Raw genomic sequence first — 14,536 nt, 5'->3', positions numbered from 1 at the left:
CCTTGGTTTTATTGGGCCATATTCGCCGCAAGCCAGTGTTCCAGCCAGTGAATGTTGTAATCACCGTTGTGGATTTCCGGCTCTTGCAGCAACGCATGGAACAGCGGCACGGTTGTATCGATACCGTCCACGATCAGTTCGCCCAATGCGCGATCTAGCCGTGCCAGCGCCTCGGCCCGGTCGCGGCCATGTACGATCAACTTGGCAATCAGCGAGTCGTAATATGGTGGAATCGAATACCCATCATACAGCGCCGAATCCATCCGCACACCCAGGCCGCCGGGGGCATGAAAGGCCGAGATTCTGCCCGGGCAGGGTGAGAAGTTCGGCAGCTTTTCTGCATTGATCCGGACCTCAATGGCGTGGCCGTTGATCACAAGATCGTCCTGACCAAACGACATCGGTTCGCCAGCTGCGACGAGAATTTGTTCGCGCACCAGATCGACGCCAAAGATGCCCTCGGTCACCGGGTGTTCTACCTGCAGGCGGGTGTTCATCTCGATGAAGTAGAACTCACCGTTCTCATACAAGAACTCGATGGTTCCGGCGCCAATATAATTGATCTTGGCCACGGCGTCCGCGCAGACTTTACCGATCTTGGCGCGCTCTTCCGGGGTGATGCTGGGGCCGGGTGCCTCTTCAAACACCTTCTGGTGGCGGCGCTGCAGCGAGCAGTCGCGTTCGCCCAGATGCACAGCCTTGCCCTTGCCGTCACCAAAGACCTGGATCTCGATATGGCGGGGCGTGGTCAGGTATTTCTCGATATAGACCTCGTCATTGCCAAAGGCGGCTTTGCCCTCGGCACGTGCGGTCATAAATGCGCTTTCCATCTCATCCGCGCTCATCGCGACTTTCATACCGCGACCGCCACCGCCAGCGGTGGCTTTGATGATGACGGGGTAACCAAATTCCTCACCGATTTTCTTGGCCGTCTCCAGATCGGGCACGCCGCCGTCCGAACCCGGAACACAAGGCACACCCAGCGCCTTCATCGTGTCCTTGGCGGTGATCTTGTCGCCCATGACGCGGATGTGTTCGGCGGTGGGGCCGATAAAGGTGATGCCGTGATCTTCGACGATCTGCACGAATTCGGCATTCTCGGACAGGAAACCATAGCCAGGGTGGATCGCCTGTGCGCCAGTGATTTCACACGCCGAGATGATCGCAGGCACCGACAAGTAGCTTTGCGGGCTGGGCGGAGGGCCGATGCAGACCGATTCGTCCGCCATGCGCACATGCATCGCGTCGCTATCGGCGGTGGAGTGGACGGCGACCGTCTTAATCCCCATCTCGCGGGCAGCGCGGATGACCCGCAGGGCGATCTCGCCTCGGTTGGCAATCAGGATCTTGTCGAACATGGGACCGCCTTACTCAACGATGACCAGAGGGGTGCCGAATTCCACCGCATCACCGTCACCGACCAGAATGCGTTTGATGGTTCCGGATTTGGGTGCGTGAATGTGGTTCATGGTTTTCATCGCTTCGACAATCAGCAGTGTGTCGCCTTCGGACACCGATGCGCCGACGCTGATGAAGGAAGGTGCGCCCGGTTCGGGCTGCATATAAACGGTTCCTACCATGGGCGAGGTGACAGCGCCCGGGTGGCTGGCCGGATCTTCCTGTGCCGCCGGAGCTTCGACAGGTGCAGCGGCTGCTGCTACGGGTGCTGGTGCCGCTGCCGGTACGGCCATCTGAACAGGGGCGGGCGCGACCTGCGACATACGGCTGACGCGGACATTCAAACTGTCGTCATCACCATATTCGCGCATGACTTCCAGTTCGGTCAGGTCATTTTCGCGTAGCAGTTCGGCCAGTGCCTTGATGAATGCCACGTCCGCTTCGTGTTTGGTATCTGTCATGAGTGTCCTCGACGGTTCCCCTTTGGCCCGTCTGTTCTCGCGGGCTTTGGTCTGATTACGCAGCGTTATAAGCTATGCGGACGGTCATGAAAAGCGCAGTCTCGGCATGTCAGATGGGGGTTTTGCCCAATATTTCGGGGGGAAACGGATTAAAGGGGCATGCCTGAGAGTTTTGCCACAAGTTCAGGTAGTTTGCGCGCGCCGAACTTCTCTAGCAGACGGGCGCGGTAAGCCTCGATTGTGCGATAGCTCAGCCCCAACTCGACGCCGATTTCCTTGGCGGACAGACCACGGCAGGACATGATGGCAACTTCGCGTTCGCGGGTTGTCAGTTCGACCAGCGGGCGGTCTTCGGAGATATCAGAAAAGCTCCAGATGCCATGGCGAAACGGGTCGTCCGGTGTCAGGGATCGTCCGCGTGCACGGCACCAAAACAGGTCACCGTCGCGACGGCGCATAACCCGTTCGTCGGTATAATATCCTGTGTCCTGCATCGCTTTCAGGCCGCGCTGTCCGATCCTCTCCCAGTCCGCGACCGAGGGGTAGAGGTGCAGCAGGGGCATATTGCGATACTCTGCCTCCTCGCCGCCAAAGGTGCGGGCGAATTGCAGATTGCAGCGTCGGATGATGCGGTTTTCCAACTCGACCAATCCGATGGGGGCATATTCGAAGGCTGGGTCGCTCATCTGGCTATCGTGCAAGGAATTCGGGAAAATTAGAAGAGGGTGGATGCAGATTTGGCAGATTGGGCACCGAAAGCTGGGGTGGAAGGTAAGGGCCATCCGCAATCGCAGTTGTGAATGCTGTAAATGGGCTATGAAAATCGGCCTTTAAGCTTTAGAAATTTAATGGGAGTTTTGAAAAGAATGGGTCGAATTGGGTGATGTAACATGCGCGACACGCTGACGGGTAGCCGCATTCGCGAGCGACGCCAAATCTCAGGTCTGCGGCAGGCCGAGCTTGCGCGGCAGGTTGGGATCTCGGCGTCCTATTTGAATCTAATCGAACACAATCGCCGTCGGATCGGGGGCAAGCTGCTGGTGGATATCGCCAATGCGCTGTCTGTTGAGCCTTCGCTGCTGACCCAAGGGATTGAGGCGACGCTGATTTCGGCGCTGCGCGAGGCTGCTGCAGATGCGGTTGGACAACAGGCCGAAGTGGACGCGCTGGAAGAGTTCGCAGGTCGGTTTCCCGGGTGGGCCGGAGTTCTGGCGCAGATGCATCGCCGGGTCGTCTCGCTTGAGCGCACGGTTGAAACCCTGTCCGACCGACTGACGCATGATCCACATCTTGCCGCGTCGATGCACGAGGTGCTGTCAACGGCCGCTGCCATTCGTTCAACGGCAGGGATTCTGGCCGACACGCAGGAAATCGAGCCCGAGTGGCGCGATCGGTTTCACCGCAACCTGCACCAGGATGCTGAAAGGCTAGCTGACAGTTCCAAGTCTCTGGTGGCATATTTGGATGATTCTGAGGCGGCCGATGACCGTCGCGGTGTACCCTCGGAGGATGCTGAGGCTTTTTTTCAGGCCAACAGCCACCATTTCCCGCAGATCGAAGCCGGCGGAAGCGGTGCGGACATTGACCTGAGCGCGATTGAATCGGCAGCAGCGCGGACTGTGACCAAGGGATATCTGGATACCTACGCCGCAGATGTCAGAGCCATGCCTCTGGACGACGTGCAGAAGGCTCTGACCGAGGCCGAGCCTGATCCGCTGGCTCTGGCGGCACGGTTTTCAGTAGATATCCCGACAGTCCTGCGGCGGCTGGCGACATTGCCCGAAGGATATCTAGGGCGGCCGACCGGGTTGGTGGTCTGTGACGCGTCGGGCAGTATCCTGTTCAGCAAATCCGTGCCTGGCTTCGCCATGCCCCGCTTTGGCGAAGCCTGCCCGTTCTGGCCCATCTTTCAGGCTCTGAACAGACCATTGGTTCCGATCCGCAAACGCGTTGTGCAATTGGGGCGAACGGCGGCCGAGTTCGACTGCTATGCCTACGCGTGGCCGCAGGCGGTTTCAGGATATGACGATGCGCCCGCCTATCATTCAGTCATGCTTGTCCGAGCGGTGGAAGAGGGGGCTCCGAGCGCGCAATCCGTGACCCGGGTCGGCCCCAGCTGCCGGGTCTGCCCGAATGACGCCTGCGCATCGCGCCGCGAGCCGTCGATTTTGAGCGAAGGTTTTTGACAGTTTCCTGACAGAGGGCTTAAGCTAACGCCGACAGGTTTACGTACGGAATCTGTCTTGGGGAGGGATGGAACATATGAGCCGCAAGGTTCTGTTAATTGAGGATGAGCCCAACATCGCTGAGGCCATTCGATTTTTGCTGACCCGCGAGGGATGGCACGTTGAAACACACGCAGAAGGGTCGGATGCGATAGAAGTCATTCAGGGCTCAAATCCTGATCTGGTCATACTGGACGTTATGCTGCCCGGCAAAAGCGGGATGGAGATTTTGCGCAACCTGCGCGAGCTTGAGGGCATGCAGCATTTGCCCGTTTTGATGCTGACCGCGCGCGGGCAATCGCGCGACCGGGAAATGGCTGAAAATGCCGGGGTCAGCCGCTTTATGACCAAGCCGTTTTCCAACGCCGAAGTGCTGACAGCGGTGCGAGACCTGCACGCGCAGGCAACACGGTCATGAATTCGGGCGAAGATGGTAAACCCCAAGGGGTCCGGCCTTCGCTATTTCTCGAGCGTCAGAGCTATCGCCGCCGCAGGTTGATGGATGCCGCGCGCTTACTGCCTATTCTGGGGGCCGCTCTTGTTGCCATTCCGCTGCTGTGGCCAAGCCAAGGCTCATCTGATGATGGCGTGCCGTTGTCTTCAGCAATTCTGTATATCTTCACGTGCTGGGCTTTGCTGATCCTAATCAGTCTAATCTTTGGATTTGCAGCCAGACGAATGGTTGTAAGTGACGATGCCGAGGCAGAGTCGGATTGATGGCCACACTAAACGTTCTGATCCTGGTTTGCCTCGGCTATGTCGTTCTGTTGTTCGGGGTGGCTTTTGCCGCTGACCGGATGGCGGCCGCTGGCCGGGGGGCGTGGTTGCGGTCTCCGCTGATCTATACATTGTCACTGTCGATCTATTGCACGGCCTGGACCTTTTACGGCGCTGTCGGAAACGCTGCGCGGTCCGGGTTAGAGTTCGTCACGATTTACCTTGGGCCGACGCTGGTGATGCTCAGCTGGTGGTGGGGTCTGCGCAAGCTCGTGCGGGTCGGACGCACCCAGCGGGTAACATCCATCGCAGACTTGATTTCGTCGCGATATGGAAAATCCAACACGCTGGCCATTTGCGTGACCATTCTGGCCGTTTTGGGCGGAACGCCGTACATAGCGTTGCAGCTGCAATCCATTACACTGTCTTTTTCCATCTTTGCCGAGGCCGATCCCTCGGGCCTCTACCGAGAAGGTTCCAGTGTGTTTTGGGTAGCTGCGGGCCTGGCGGTGTTTGCAATCCTGTTTGGTACTCGAAACCTGGATGCGAATGAGCGTCACCACGGCGTGGTCACCGCCATTGCGTTGGAATCGGTCGTCAAACTGTTTGCCTTGCTTGCGGTTGGTGTCTTCGTGGTTTGGGGCGTTGCGGGTGGGATTGGCCCGATGATGGATCGCATCGATGCCTCGGAAATCGGGCAATGGAACGTGGATGCCGGACGTTGGACGACCTTCATTTTCCTCTCGGCCGCCGCATTCATCTGTTTACCGCGGATGTTTCAGGTGATGGTCGTTGAAAATGCGGATGAGGGGCATCTGAGAACCGCTGCCTGGGCTTTCCCGCTATATCTGCTGTTGATGAGCCTGTTTGTCGTGCCCATCGCCGTTGTGGGTCTGGATTTGATGCCCGAAGGCTCGAACCCTGACCTGTTCGTGCTGACGGTGCCCTTGTCGCAAGGGAACGACTGGCTGGCGATGCTGTCGTTTATCGGCGGGTTTTCCTCGGCCACGTCTATGGTCATCGTGACGGCAATGGCGCTGTCGACCATGGTGTCGAACCATCTGGTCATGCCGATCTGGCTAAGCACGCAAGGGGGCGCGGGTTCGGTCTCGGGTGATGTGCGTAACGTGGTGCTGATGGCGCGGCGCGTGTCCATCGCGGTCATCATGGCGCTAGGTTACTACTATTACCGCTTGTCGGGCGGTGGGGCGGCGCTGGCGTCGATCGGGCTGGTGGCCTTTGCGGGCATTTCCCAGATCCTGCCAGCGCTGGTTGGTGGGTTGTTCTGGCGCGGGGCCACGCGCACCGGAGCGCTCGTTGGGCTGACGGTTGGATTCGTGCTGTGGATCTACACCTTGTTACTGCCGGGGATGGGTGGCGCGATAATGCCCGACTCGGTACTGCAAAACGGCCCCTTCGGGTGGGGCTGGTTGCGGCCGAGGGCCCTGTTCGGGATCGAAGGAATGGACCCCATGGTCCACTCGGTCATGTGGTCATTGGCGTTGAACACGGCTGCGTTCTGCGCTGCGTCCTTGCTGAGTTTCCCAAGCCCGTTGGAGCGTCTGCAGGGCGCGCAGTTCGTCAATGTTTTTGACCACTCGGTCTCACCTGCTGGCTGGACCGGGTCGGTGGCGCAAAGCGAAGACCTGATGATCATGACACAGCGCATTCTGGGCTCTGGCCCGGCGCAGGAGTTCTTTCAGCACGAGGCCGAAGCACAGGGTGGACGGACAAGCCTGCCGGAGCCCACGCCGGGATTTTTGGAAAGACTGGAACGTGAACTCAGCGGCTCGGTCGGCGCGGCCACGGCCCATGCGATGATCGGGCAGATTGTCGGTGGATCGTCCGTTTCGGTTGAGGACTTGCTTGCGGTGGCTGACGAGTCGGCGGAACTGTTGGAGTATTCCAGCCAGCTTGAGGCCAAATCCGCCGAGCTCAGCCGTACCGCGCGCCAATTGCGGGAGGCGAATACCAAGCTGACACAGATCTCGGAACAAAAAGACGGGTTCCTCAGTCAGGTCAGCCATGAATTGCGGACGCCGATGACCTCAATCCGGGCCTTTTCGGAGATCATGCGCGATACGGATGGTTTGAGTGCCGAAGAGCAAACGCGCTATGCCGCGATCATCCATGATGAGGCCCTGCGGCTGACGCGCCTGCTGGACGATTTGCTGGACCTGAGCGTTCTGGAAAGCGGTCGTGTGAGCCTGAACATGGGTGGGGATACCCTTGGTTCGATCCTGGATCGGGCGGTCTCAAGCGCATTGGCGGGGTCACATCCAAAACTCAGGATTCGCCGCTCGCGACCGTCCGAGCGTATTCCGCTGAACACTGATCTCGATCGGTTGGGGCAGGTCTTTATCAATCTGATTTCGAACGCGCAGAAATATTGCGACGCGGATGAACCCGTTTTGACCATCTCGGCCCATGATGTCGGGGGGCAGGTCGTCATTGATTTCACCGATAACGGCAGTGGCATCCCGCCCGAAGCGCAGTCGATGGTGTTCGAAAAGTTTGCCCGTGTCGGTGGGGACAAGGCGGGTGGCGCTGGTTTGGGGCTGGCGATCTGCCGCGAGATCATGCAGCGTCTGGGCGGCGAGATCAGTTATCTTCCTGGGCAAGGCGGTGCGGCCTTTCGGGTCCGCCTTCCGTTGGCGCACCGGCAAGCTGCGCAATAATGCGACCATAAAGACATTGGTAACCTGCCTCGGGTTAGACCGGATACCAGGTTCAGAAACTCAAATCGGTATCGGGCATGACGCAGTCTGTCAGCACAGCTTTGGCGCGCAAACTTTCGGCAGGACAAGAGGAACAAGGTGAAAAGCCGCGTTCCGTTCTTCGTGCCCTTAGACTGGCCTTTGCGCGAACGGCAGGGGATCAGTTCCAGCTGCCGCTATCGGTGATCGGTGCAAGGGAGTCTCTCAAAGCTCAGGACACGCTGGCTGAGGTGATTGATGCGGACTGGATGCTGCTGCGCCTGGGCAACGCGGACGGGATGTCCGCTGCAATTTGCGTGGATATGGGGGTCGTGTCAGCGATCGTGCAAGTGCAGACAATTGGTGAAGTTATGCCGAACCCGCCAACGGCACGGGGGTACACAGATACGGATGCAGCAATGGTGGCGCCGCTGGTCGAAGACGCTTTGACCAGGGCCGTCGCACTGGTCGATACAGCCGCCGATCAATCCAGTCTTGCCGGTTATGAATTCCGGGCGCGGATGGCGGATCTGCGTTCCTTGTCGCTGGCCATGGTCGAAGACGCATATCGCGTGTTTGGCTTGACGGTAGAACTTGGCGGCGGGCTACGACAGGGGCAGATCACAGTCCTGTTGCCCGATACACCGTCAGAGCAGGGGGCCGATGATGAAATTCAAGTTGCTGCCGGCCCGAAGCTTGAGCAAGCGTCGGGGGTTGTTCGGGCCGAATTGAATACGGTGATCGGCAGAATGTCAGTGCCATTGGCAACCCTGTCCGGGCTGTCAGTTGGGGATGTCCTTCCGTTGACCGGATCACGGCTGGATCGTGCGGAAATCCTGACAATTGGTCGAACGCGGGCTGCAATTGGACGTTTGGGACAATGCGGAGGAATGCGCGCGGTACGGTTGAACGAATGTGCTTCGGCTGCGGCGTTGGAGCAAGCTGAAATGCCCGAGTTTCTGGAAGCACAAAGCAACGCGCCAGGGCCGGAGGCTCTGAAAGATCCGATGCCATTCGATCCCTCACATGAGGTCATGCCAATAGATGCAGTGGCATTGAACGAATTGGAGGGCGATCTAGGCTTTGGTAGCCCGGATCAGATGGTAGCCGAAATTTCGCAACTGGCAGGTCTGACGGGATTGGACGACGTTCCCGATGCAACCTGACCTGAGTGCCAAACGTCCTTAGCCGTCAGAACCGCGCATATGCTCCAGCGCGGGGCGCAGGTTGTCCAGCATATAACCGGCTTTGGTTGTGGCCTCGAGTATCTCGTCCGCGCTCATGTGGTCGCACTGACCTAAAGCCCAAACCACTGAGCAGCGCGTGCCCGACGCGCAATAGGCTAAGACGGGGCCAGAGCAGCTTTCAGCCAATTCTCGTTGCAGGGCAACATTGCCAGGCGTCATGGTCTGGTGGGTCAGTTCCAGAACCTCATATTCCATCCCGGCCGCCCGGACAGCCTGTCCGATTGCATCCGACTGCATGGTTGGTGGAACTTCCGTATTGGGACGGTTGCAGATGACCTTAACGAAACCTGCTGCGGCGATGGCTGGGACGTCCTCGACCGTGATTTGGGGCGAGACGGCATAGCGGGGGGTTATTGGTCGAATCTCCATGGCAATTGCTTAGGCCGCGTTTGCGGATCTGTCCAGTTGCGCACCAAGTCCGGGCGCCGCAAACATTCCCGTGATCATCGCAGCCAGAAACACAGCGCCGCCAAGGCCGCCATAGGTGATGGACGCGATAGCGGGTCCGGGACACAGCCCGGACAAGCCCCAGCCCATGCCAAACATCACGGAACCGATAATCAGGCGGCGGTCCAGCTCGGGCGGGCTCATCTTAGGAAACTGACCACCGGTCAGCGGTCTGCGGTGGGTCGTCATTCTCCAGGCGATAAGCATCGGCAGGATCGCGCCGCCCATCACAAATGCCAGGGTGGGATCCCAGTTTCCAAACACATCCAGCCACCCCTGAACCTTGGTGGTATCGGTCATGCCCGAAATCAAAAGGCCGGCACCAAACAGAGATCCGGCCAGCATCGATATGAGAACCCGCATCAAATCAGCCCCCATACATGGCGCATCAGGGCAATTGTTGCCCCACCTGCGCCGATATAGATCAACGTCGCGATGATGCCCCTGATTGAGAATCGAGAGATACCGCATACCCCGTGCCCCGAGGTGCATCCATTGGCAATGCGCGTTCCTGCGCCAACCAAAACGCCGGCAATGACGATCACTGTGAAATTGTCGGTCAGATGGGTCATGGGCGCAGAAGAGAGCAGGGGGCTCAAAATAAGCGGCATCGCGATGACGCCTGCGATGAAGCTTAGGCGTTCTAACGTGCGGTCACTGCCATCAATCAGCCCGCCCAGAATCCCGCTGGCGCCCATTATGCGCCCGTTGCCCAGAAGGTAGACTGCAGCGCCCAGCCCGATCAGCAGGCCACCGGCAAGCCCCCAAATCCATTCAATGTACATTTGTTATCCTCAACTCGCCTGATGGGTCTGTGTCACAACTTGTTGATCGGCACCTTCAGGAATACGTCGCCCTGTTCGTCCGCAGGCGGCATTTGCCCCGCCCGCATGTTGACCTGCAAAGACGGCAGGATCAGGCGCGGCATGGGCAGGGTTGCGTCGCGGGCATCGCGCATCTCGACAAATTCCTCGATTGATTTGCCTTGTCCGATATGGACGTTAAGGGCTTTTTGCTCTCCGACGGTGGTCTCCCAAGCAAATTCATCACGCCCCGGCGCTTTGTAGTCATGCCCGACAAAGATGCGCGTATCATCGGGCAGGGCCAGGATCTTCTGGATCGACTCGAACAGCATTTCCGAGGATCCACCTGGAAAATCGCACCGCGCAGTGCCGAAATCGGGCATGAACAACGTGTCACCGACAAAAGCCGCGTCTCCGATCACATATGTCATGCAGGCGGGCGTATGGCCGGGCGTGTGGAAAACATCGCCACGCATCTGCCCGACATGGAAGCTGTCGCCATCGCGGAACAAAGCATCGAACTGACTGCCGTCGCGCTGAAACTCGGTCCCTTCGTTGAAGATTTTCCCGAAAGTTTCCTGGATCGTCACGATCTGTTCACCGATGCCGATTTTTCCGCCCAGTTCCTGCTGCAAATAGGGTGCCGCTGAAAGGTGGTCGGCATGCACATGGCTTTCCAGAATCCACTCGACCCTTAGCTCATTGTCGCGAACATAAGCGACGATCTGATCCGCCGAGTCGGTCTTTGTTCGGCCTGAGGCGTGATCGAAGTCCAGAACGCTGTCGATGATTGCGCAGGCCGTCCCCTCGGGTTCTTGTACGAGGTACGAGACCGTATTGGTGTCAGGGTCGAAAAACGCTTTCACAATTGGTGTCATTTGGCTCTCCGTCAGCGCGCAACTCATCATATATGTTTTTCAGAATATGATGCAACCGGCAATCTTTGATTTGATGCGTGTCAAGGCAAGTTAATCCAATTCCGATTAGAATTTAATCATTCTGCCTTAGGTTGCCGATACCGGGTGGGCGACAGGCAGTTTTCCGCGCGTTTGTTCGCCAGGATAACCAGGTCTTAAAACCGTTACCTATATCGGCGACAGTGATAGAAATTGGGAGGAATAAAATGTCTGCAAAAAGTTTGTATTCCGAAGCCGAACACCTGGAGCAAAAGCTGCAGAATGCCTGTTTTGAGACCCGGCTTGCGCTTCAGCCCAGTGTAACCAAAGTGATTGATCGGATGCGTCAGGAAGGCATGCACGTGCCATCGCGCCTGCGACACCTGGATGCGGCTTTGTGCGAAGATGTCATCGAGGCGCAGTTCGACAATATGCCGGTCTGAGGCGAAGTGTCAGCTGAACGAGATTCCCAAGATCACCAGCATCAGGCCAATCACCGAAAGAAAAAGCGACGCCAGATTCCACGGCAGGACGCTTTGAACGGCGGCGCGCAATTCATCGTCCGACAGGCCGGATTTGCGCGCTTTCATCACACGCAGGATACACCAAACCAGACCCAGCAGGCCTGCAAGTGACAGGGCGGCACCGCCCCAGGTGATGATTTCGAACATGGTTCCCCACATTTTTCCGCAAATCCTGGTTGCGCTTAGCGGATCGACCGACCGCGCACAAGCCCATCGAGGATTGGATGCTTGCAGCTCACGCGGCGGCAATGTATCCGGCTAACTGCCGTTGCTAATGCATCAGATCGCAGCCTTTTGGAGAGATAAATATGGAAGACGTGACCGAAGATCAGGCCGCCGCCAACTACCGTGTGACAGCGGGCGAGCTGCGTCAGTTCGTGGAGCGGATTGAACGCCTGGATGCCGAAAAAAAGGATCTGGCGGAACAACAGAAAGAGGTCATGGCCGAAGCCAAAGCCCGCGGTTACGACACAAAAGTGATGCGCAAGGTCATCGCGCTGCGCAAACGCGACAAGGACGATATCGCCGAAGAAGAGGCGGTACTCGAAATGTATAAGGAAGCGTTGGGCATGTGAGCCGCGCCTGGGGTCAGGGTTTCAGAACCTTCACCCCGGCCATCGTTTCCAACCTGGCCAGATCCTGCTCGTAAAGTTCGGAAAATGCGTCGATGATCTCATCGCTCCAGCCGGGCAGGTCCAGCTCTTCTTCCATTTTGTCCGGTTGAGCATGGTTCGCTAGAATGTCTGCAAGAACGTCTCGGGTCTCAGCCTGTGAAAGCGTCGAAACCTGGTCCAGAATCGCCTGCGCTTGTGATTGACCTTCTTCGGTCAGCAAAGAGATCAGCAGGTCATATTCATCCTTGATCGCAACGTCCGCAGCAAGCCCGCCGACGCTGCGCACAACGTCCCCCCATAGAAGCGGAATGTCCTCATTGCACCACAGGGTAATCTGCACCCCGGGGGCAAAGTCGTGAACATCTTCGATCATCTCAACCCAGCTGAGGTGACTAAGATCATTGTTGCGGATCACGTCCTCGCGCGCCTGTTCCGGTAAAGACATCAGGTATTTCGGGATAAAACTGCCGGGGTTCCTGAGCGCCAGAAACAATTCTAACTGACAATCGCTAAAGGCCTCTTCCAGAACAGACACTCGTTTGCCCGCGAAGGGATAGAATTGCCCGTCCGCGAGCACCGAATCTTTCTCACCAATGAAACCCTCACTGGAAAAAATGGCTCGCGCTACCTCTGGTTGGATCGGCAGATTGCTCCGGATGCGTTCAATCTCATCTGGCAACGGCGGTCGTGTATTTAGTGCTTGGAATGCCGGTTTGAATACTTGCCGGTAACGACGAGGGCCAAAATAAGAAACACTATTTTGGGCCAGAGCGGCTCCATTGGTTTGCAACGATCTGAGCAGCCGCCCTTCATCGGTAAAAGCTGCGCCTGCGTGGATAGCAACCTGCATGATTGGTTCTTGTCCTTGCATTCCTGAACCTGCCTGTCGAGTTACAGGCTGTGCTGGGGACAGTCAAATATTGCCCCCCCACCTAAAGGTGATCGGTCGCGTCACAAGGAAAATTCAAAATCCCTAAGTTTGGATGAAAATTGAGGCTTGCAGTCCGTCAAAAGAGAAAGTAATCGACACCCAGCGCCCCTATAGCTCAGCTGGTAGAGCAACTGATTTGTAATCAGTAGGTCCGCGGTTCGAGTCCGTGTGGGGGCACCAAACCAGACTCAGAAGCTTTGAAATCCTCTAAAGCTCTGAAAGGTAAAGTCAGATTCACGGTTCGAAACCCTTGTTTATGGCTGTAGACTGCTGGAGCTGCAAATATCATTCGGAGCATAGCTTTTCGCCATTCGAGCGTTGACTTTTTCCATATATCAAAAGGTCTTGAGAGAATCCGCATTGCCGGTTCGAACGCATCTGAGAAGTCTGGGCTGTTTTGGTCGAATTCCCTTAATTTGTGTTCCTCATGGGCCTTTTCGTTGTGTAGTTTTTCTAGCTTTCTCTCCAGGGCCGCAGACACAACTTCCAACTCTGTGTCTACGTATCTGTCAGTCGTCTTTTCAATTTCACTGTTTATCTGAGAGATTCGCTTTTTGCGCTCCCCACGTGACTGTCTATCCTTGAGCCTCCGAAGCTCCCACGCATCTCGCAGCATTTGGGAAAATACCTTCACGAAACCAGGCTCGGGTTGGATCTGGCGCAACAAAGATTCGAACTCACCTTCAATCTGCTCTCTTCGAATTGACTTTCCGGCCCTGCCGCATCCGTGTTTTCGGCAAATGTAGTAAGGATAGTGCTTTGATCTTCCTCCTGACCAATTCGAGGTCATGAAGTTCCCGCAAGCTTCACAAAGGACGAATCCACGGAGAGGAAAATCCTCGCTGACATCTTGCCTGACACGAGCCACCACCTTTCCATCCAAACGCTTCAGAATTTTCTGATGCTCCTCCTATGAGATCAGTGGAGAATGCTTTCCTTTGGTGAGTGGAATGTTCCACTTGAGGTTGCTGTAGCGCCCTGCATATATCGGGCGCCGCAGTATCGCTGAGACGTATGAGTATGTAAGCCTGCATTTCCCGATAGAGCGCATGAATGTAGGATCATTCTCGAGGAACGATTTGGCTTCTCCTACAGTTTCGAAGCGACCAGCGGCAAACCCTGATAACAACTCTGATAGAATGGATGCCACGGGCTCGTCCCTTACAACCTTTTTTCGCCCTTGATTGTCCGAACGAACATACAGGTAGCCAACCGGCAAGCGGCTGAAAGCATAATATCCGTTCAACATTCGACCACGAGTGCGGCTCTTGTTTGTCTCTGCATTTTTTTGGCTGAAGTGCTGAGAGAACACTGCTTGCATCATCTCAAACAGGATTTCATCGGCGCTTTCGCCAAAGCGAAGTCGAGGGCTTACCAATTTACCGCCCGCGCTTTCGATTTCCTCCTTTATTCGCAAGTATGCCTTCATACCTCGGGCAAGCCGAGAGACGTCATCAATGATGACGGCTTTCGTATGCCCTTTAGATCGCTTTAGATAACTAGGTTCTGGACCCATTAATTTTGTTGCTGCTGTCTCTGTTGCATGCTTCAAGCCACTGAGTTTCAGAGGTGTATCA

18 protein-coding genes and 1 tRNA gene are annotated in these 14,536 nt (G+C 56.8%); 8 read left to right on the top strand and 11 right to left on the bottom strand.

Annotated elements, in window-relative coordinates; all coding sequences use genetic code 11:
• Positions 1-8 precede the first annotated feature (8 nt).
• The 3 genes from accC to AC2FJC_RS17785 all read right to left on the bottom strand — a co-directional run bounded on the left by accC (position 9) and on the right by AC2FJC_RS17785 (position 2,545).
• A complete protein-coding gene (accC, locus tag AC2FJC_RS17795) occupies positions 9-1,358 on the bottom strand; it encodes an acetyl-CoA carboxylase biotin carboxylase subunit (protein ID WP_058277013.1) in 1,350 nt (449 codons plus the stop codon).
• A 9-nt stretch (positions 1,359-1,367) separates the two neighbouring features.
• Entirely contained in the window at positions 1,368-1,859 is a 492-nt protein-coding gene (accB, locus tag AC2FJC_RS17790; RefSeq protein WP_058272194.1) for an acetyl-CoA carboxylase biotin carboxyl carrier protein, read from the bottom strand.
• Between the two features lie 149 nt (positions 1,860-2,008).
• Positions 2,009-2,545 (bottom strand): LuxR C-terminal-related transcriptional regulator, encoded by a 537-nt coding sequence (locus AC2FJC_RS17785; RefSeq protein ID WP_058272193.1) that lies wholly within the window; start codon positions 2,543-2,545, stop codon positions 2,009-2,011.
• Between the two features lie 204 nt (positions 2,546-2,749).
• Here AC2FJC_RS17785 and AC2FJC_RS17780 point away from each other — a divergent pair, with 204 nt between their 5' ends.
• The 5 genes from AC2FJC_RS17780 to AC2FJC_RS17760 all read left to right on the top strand — a co-directional run bounded on the left by AC2FJC_RS17780 (position 2,750) and on the right by AC2FJC_RS17760 (position 8,663).
• Positions 2,750-4,045, top strand: coding sequence for a helix-turn-helix domain-containing protein (locus AC2FJC_RS17780; protein ID WP_496740497.1), 1,296 nt, complete (start codon positions 2,750-2,752; stop codon positions 4,043-4,045).
• A 76-nt stretch (positions 4,046-4,121) separates the two neighbouring features.
• Positions 4,122-4,502 (top strand): response regulator transcription factor, encoded by a 381-nt coding sequence (locus AC2FJC_RS17775; RefSeq protein WP_496740496.1) that lies wholly within the window; start codon positions 4,122-4,124, stop codon positions 4,500-4,502.
• Positions 4,499-4,801 (top strand): hypothetical protein, encoded by a 303-nt coding sequence (locus AC2FJC_RS17770; RefSeq protein WP_496740495.1) that lies wholly within the window; start codon positions 4,499-4,501, stop codon positions 4,799-4,801. The genes AC2FJC_RS17775 and AC2FJC_RS17770 overlap by 4 nt, the downstream gene beginning before the upstream one ends.
• Positions 4,801-7,479: an ATP-binding protein gene (locus AC2FJC_RS17765; RefSeq protein ID WP_496740494.1), complete on the top strand. Its 2,679-nt coding sequence runs from the start codon at positions 4,801-4,803 to the stop codon at positions 7,477-7,479. The genes AC2FJC_RS17770 and AC2FJC_RS17765 overlap by 1 nt, the downstream gene beginning before the upstream one ends.
• 77 nt (positions 7,480-7,556) lie before the next feature.
• A complete protein-coding gene (locus AC2FJC_RS17760) occupies positions 7,557-8,663 on the top strand; it encodes a FliM/FliN family flagellar motor switch protein (RefSeq protein ID WP_496740493.1) in 1,107 nt (368 codons plus the stop codon).
• A gap of 18 nt (positions 8,664-8,681) precedes the next feature.
• Here AC2FJC_RS17760 and AC2FJC_RS17755 read toward each other — a convergent pair whose 3' ends face one another.
• From AC2FJC_RS17755 to AC2FJC_RS17740, 4 genes are read right to left on the bottom strand one after another with little or no spacing between them, the layout of a single operon-like run.
• Positions 8,682-9,113, bottom strand: coding sequence for a protein tyrosine phosphatase family protein (locus AC2FJC_RS17755; protein ID WP_108861797.1), 432 nt, complete (start codon positions 9,111-9,113; stop codon positions 8,682-8,684).
• 9 nt (positions 9,114-9,122) lie between these two features.
• Complete coding sequence (locus AC2FJC_RS17750; RefSeq protein WP_496740492.1) at positions 9,123-9,554, bottom strand: DUF6691 family protein; 432 nt, start codon at positions 9,552-9,554, stop codon at positions 9,123-9,125.
• Entirely contained in the window at positions 9,554-9,976 is a 423-nt protein-coding gene (locus tag AC2FJC_RS17745) for a YeeE/YedE family protein (RefSeq protein ID WP_496740491.1), read from the bottom strand. The genes AC2FJC_RS17750 and AC2FJC_RS17745 overlap by 1 nt, the downstream gene beginning before the upstream one ends.
• A gap of 32 nt (positions 9,977-10,008) precedes the next feature.
• The gene (locus AC2FJC_RS17740) at positions 10,009-10,872 is read right to left on the bottom strand and encodes an MBL fold metallo-hydrolase (protein WP_496740490.1); all 864 of its coding nucleotides are present in this window, start codon (positions 10,870-10,872) and stop codon (positions 10,009-10,011) included.
• Between the two features lie 245 nt (positions 10,873-11,117).
• Here AC2FJC_RS17740 and AC2FJC_RS17735 point away from each other — a divergent pair, with 245 nt between their 5' ends.
• Positions 11,118-11,333 carry a hypothetical protein gene (locus AC2FJC_RS17735; protein WP_496726068.1) on the top strand — a complete coding sequence of 72 codons (216 nt, stop codon included), beginning with the start codon at positions 11,118-11,120 and terminating at the stop codon, positions 11,331-11,333.
• Positions 11,334-11,342: 9 nt separating this feature from the next.
• Here AC2FJC_RS17735 and AC2FJC_RS17730 read toward each other — a convergent pair whose 3' ends face one another.
• Entirely contained in the window at positions 11,343-11,561 is a 219-nt protein-coding gene (locus AC2FJC_RS17730) for a hypothetical protein (RefSeq protein ID WP_058272186.1), read from the bottom strand.
• 161 nt (positions 11,562-11,722) lie between these two features.
• Here AC2FJC_RS17730 and AC2FJC_RS17725 point away from each other — a divergent pair, with 161 nt between their 5' ends.
• Positions 11,723-11,989 carry a DUF2312 domain-containing protein gene (locus AC2FJC_RS17725; RefSeq protein ID WP_058272185.1) on the top strand — a complete coding sequence of 89 codons (267 nt, stop codon included), beginning with the start codon at positions 11,723-11,725 and terminating at the stop codon, positions 11,987-11,989.
• Positions 11,990-12,002: 13 nt separating this feature from the next.
• Here the strand turns inward: AC2FJC_RS17725 and AC2FJC_RS17720 are convergent, their stop codons facing one another.
• The gene (locus AC2FJC_RS17720) at positions 12,003-12,878 is read right to left on the bottom strand and encodes a hypothetical protein (RefSeq protein WP_496740489.1); all 876 of its coding nucleotides are present in this window, start codon (positions 12,876-12,878) and stop codon (positions 12,003-12,005) included.
• A 185-nt stretch (positions 12,879-13,063) separates the two neighbouring features.
• Between AC2FJC_RS17720 and AC2FJC_RS17715 the strand changes: the two genes are divergently transcribed.
• Positions 13,064-13,139: transfer RNA gene (locus AC2FJC_RS17715), tRNA-Thr, on the top strand.
• On the opposite strand, the gene AC2FJC_RS17710 is transcribed toward AC2FJC_RS17715, so the two are convergent.
• Together AC2FJC_RS17710 and AC2FJC_RS17705 are read right to left on the bottom strand one after the other, a co-directional pair.
• Positions 13,102-13,827 carry a recombinase zinc ribbon domain-containing protein gene (locus tag AC2FJC_RS17710; protein ID WP_496740622.1) on the bottom strand — a complete coding sequence of 242 codons (726 nt, stop codon included), beginning with the start codon at positions 13,825-13,827 and terminating at the stop codon, positions 13,102-13,104. The genes AC2FJC_RS17715 and AC2FJC_RS17710 overlap by 38 nt on opposite strands.
• Before the next feature lie 42 nt (positions 13,828-13,869).
• Positions 13,870-14,536, bottom strand: a 667-nt coding sequence (locus AC2FJC_RS17705; RefSeq protein WP_496740488.1) for a recombinase family protein, incomplete at its 5' end; no start/stop codon positions are given.

This window comes from Ruegeria sp. CDSB117, from assembly GCF_059611005.1.
The sequence above is the reverse complement of the archived record's forward strand: the minus strand, read 5'-3'. Positions and strand labels throughout refer to the sequence as shown.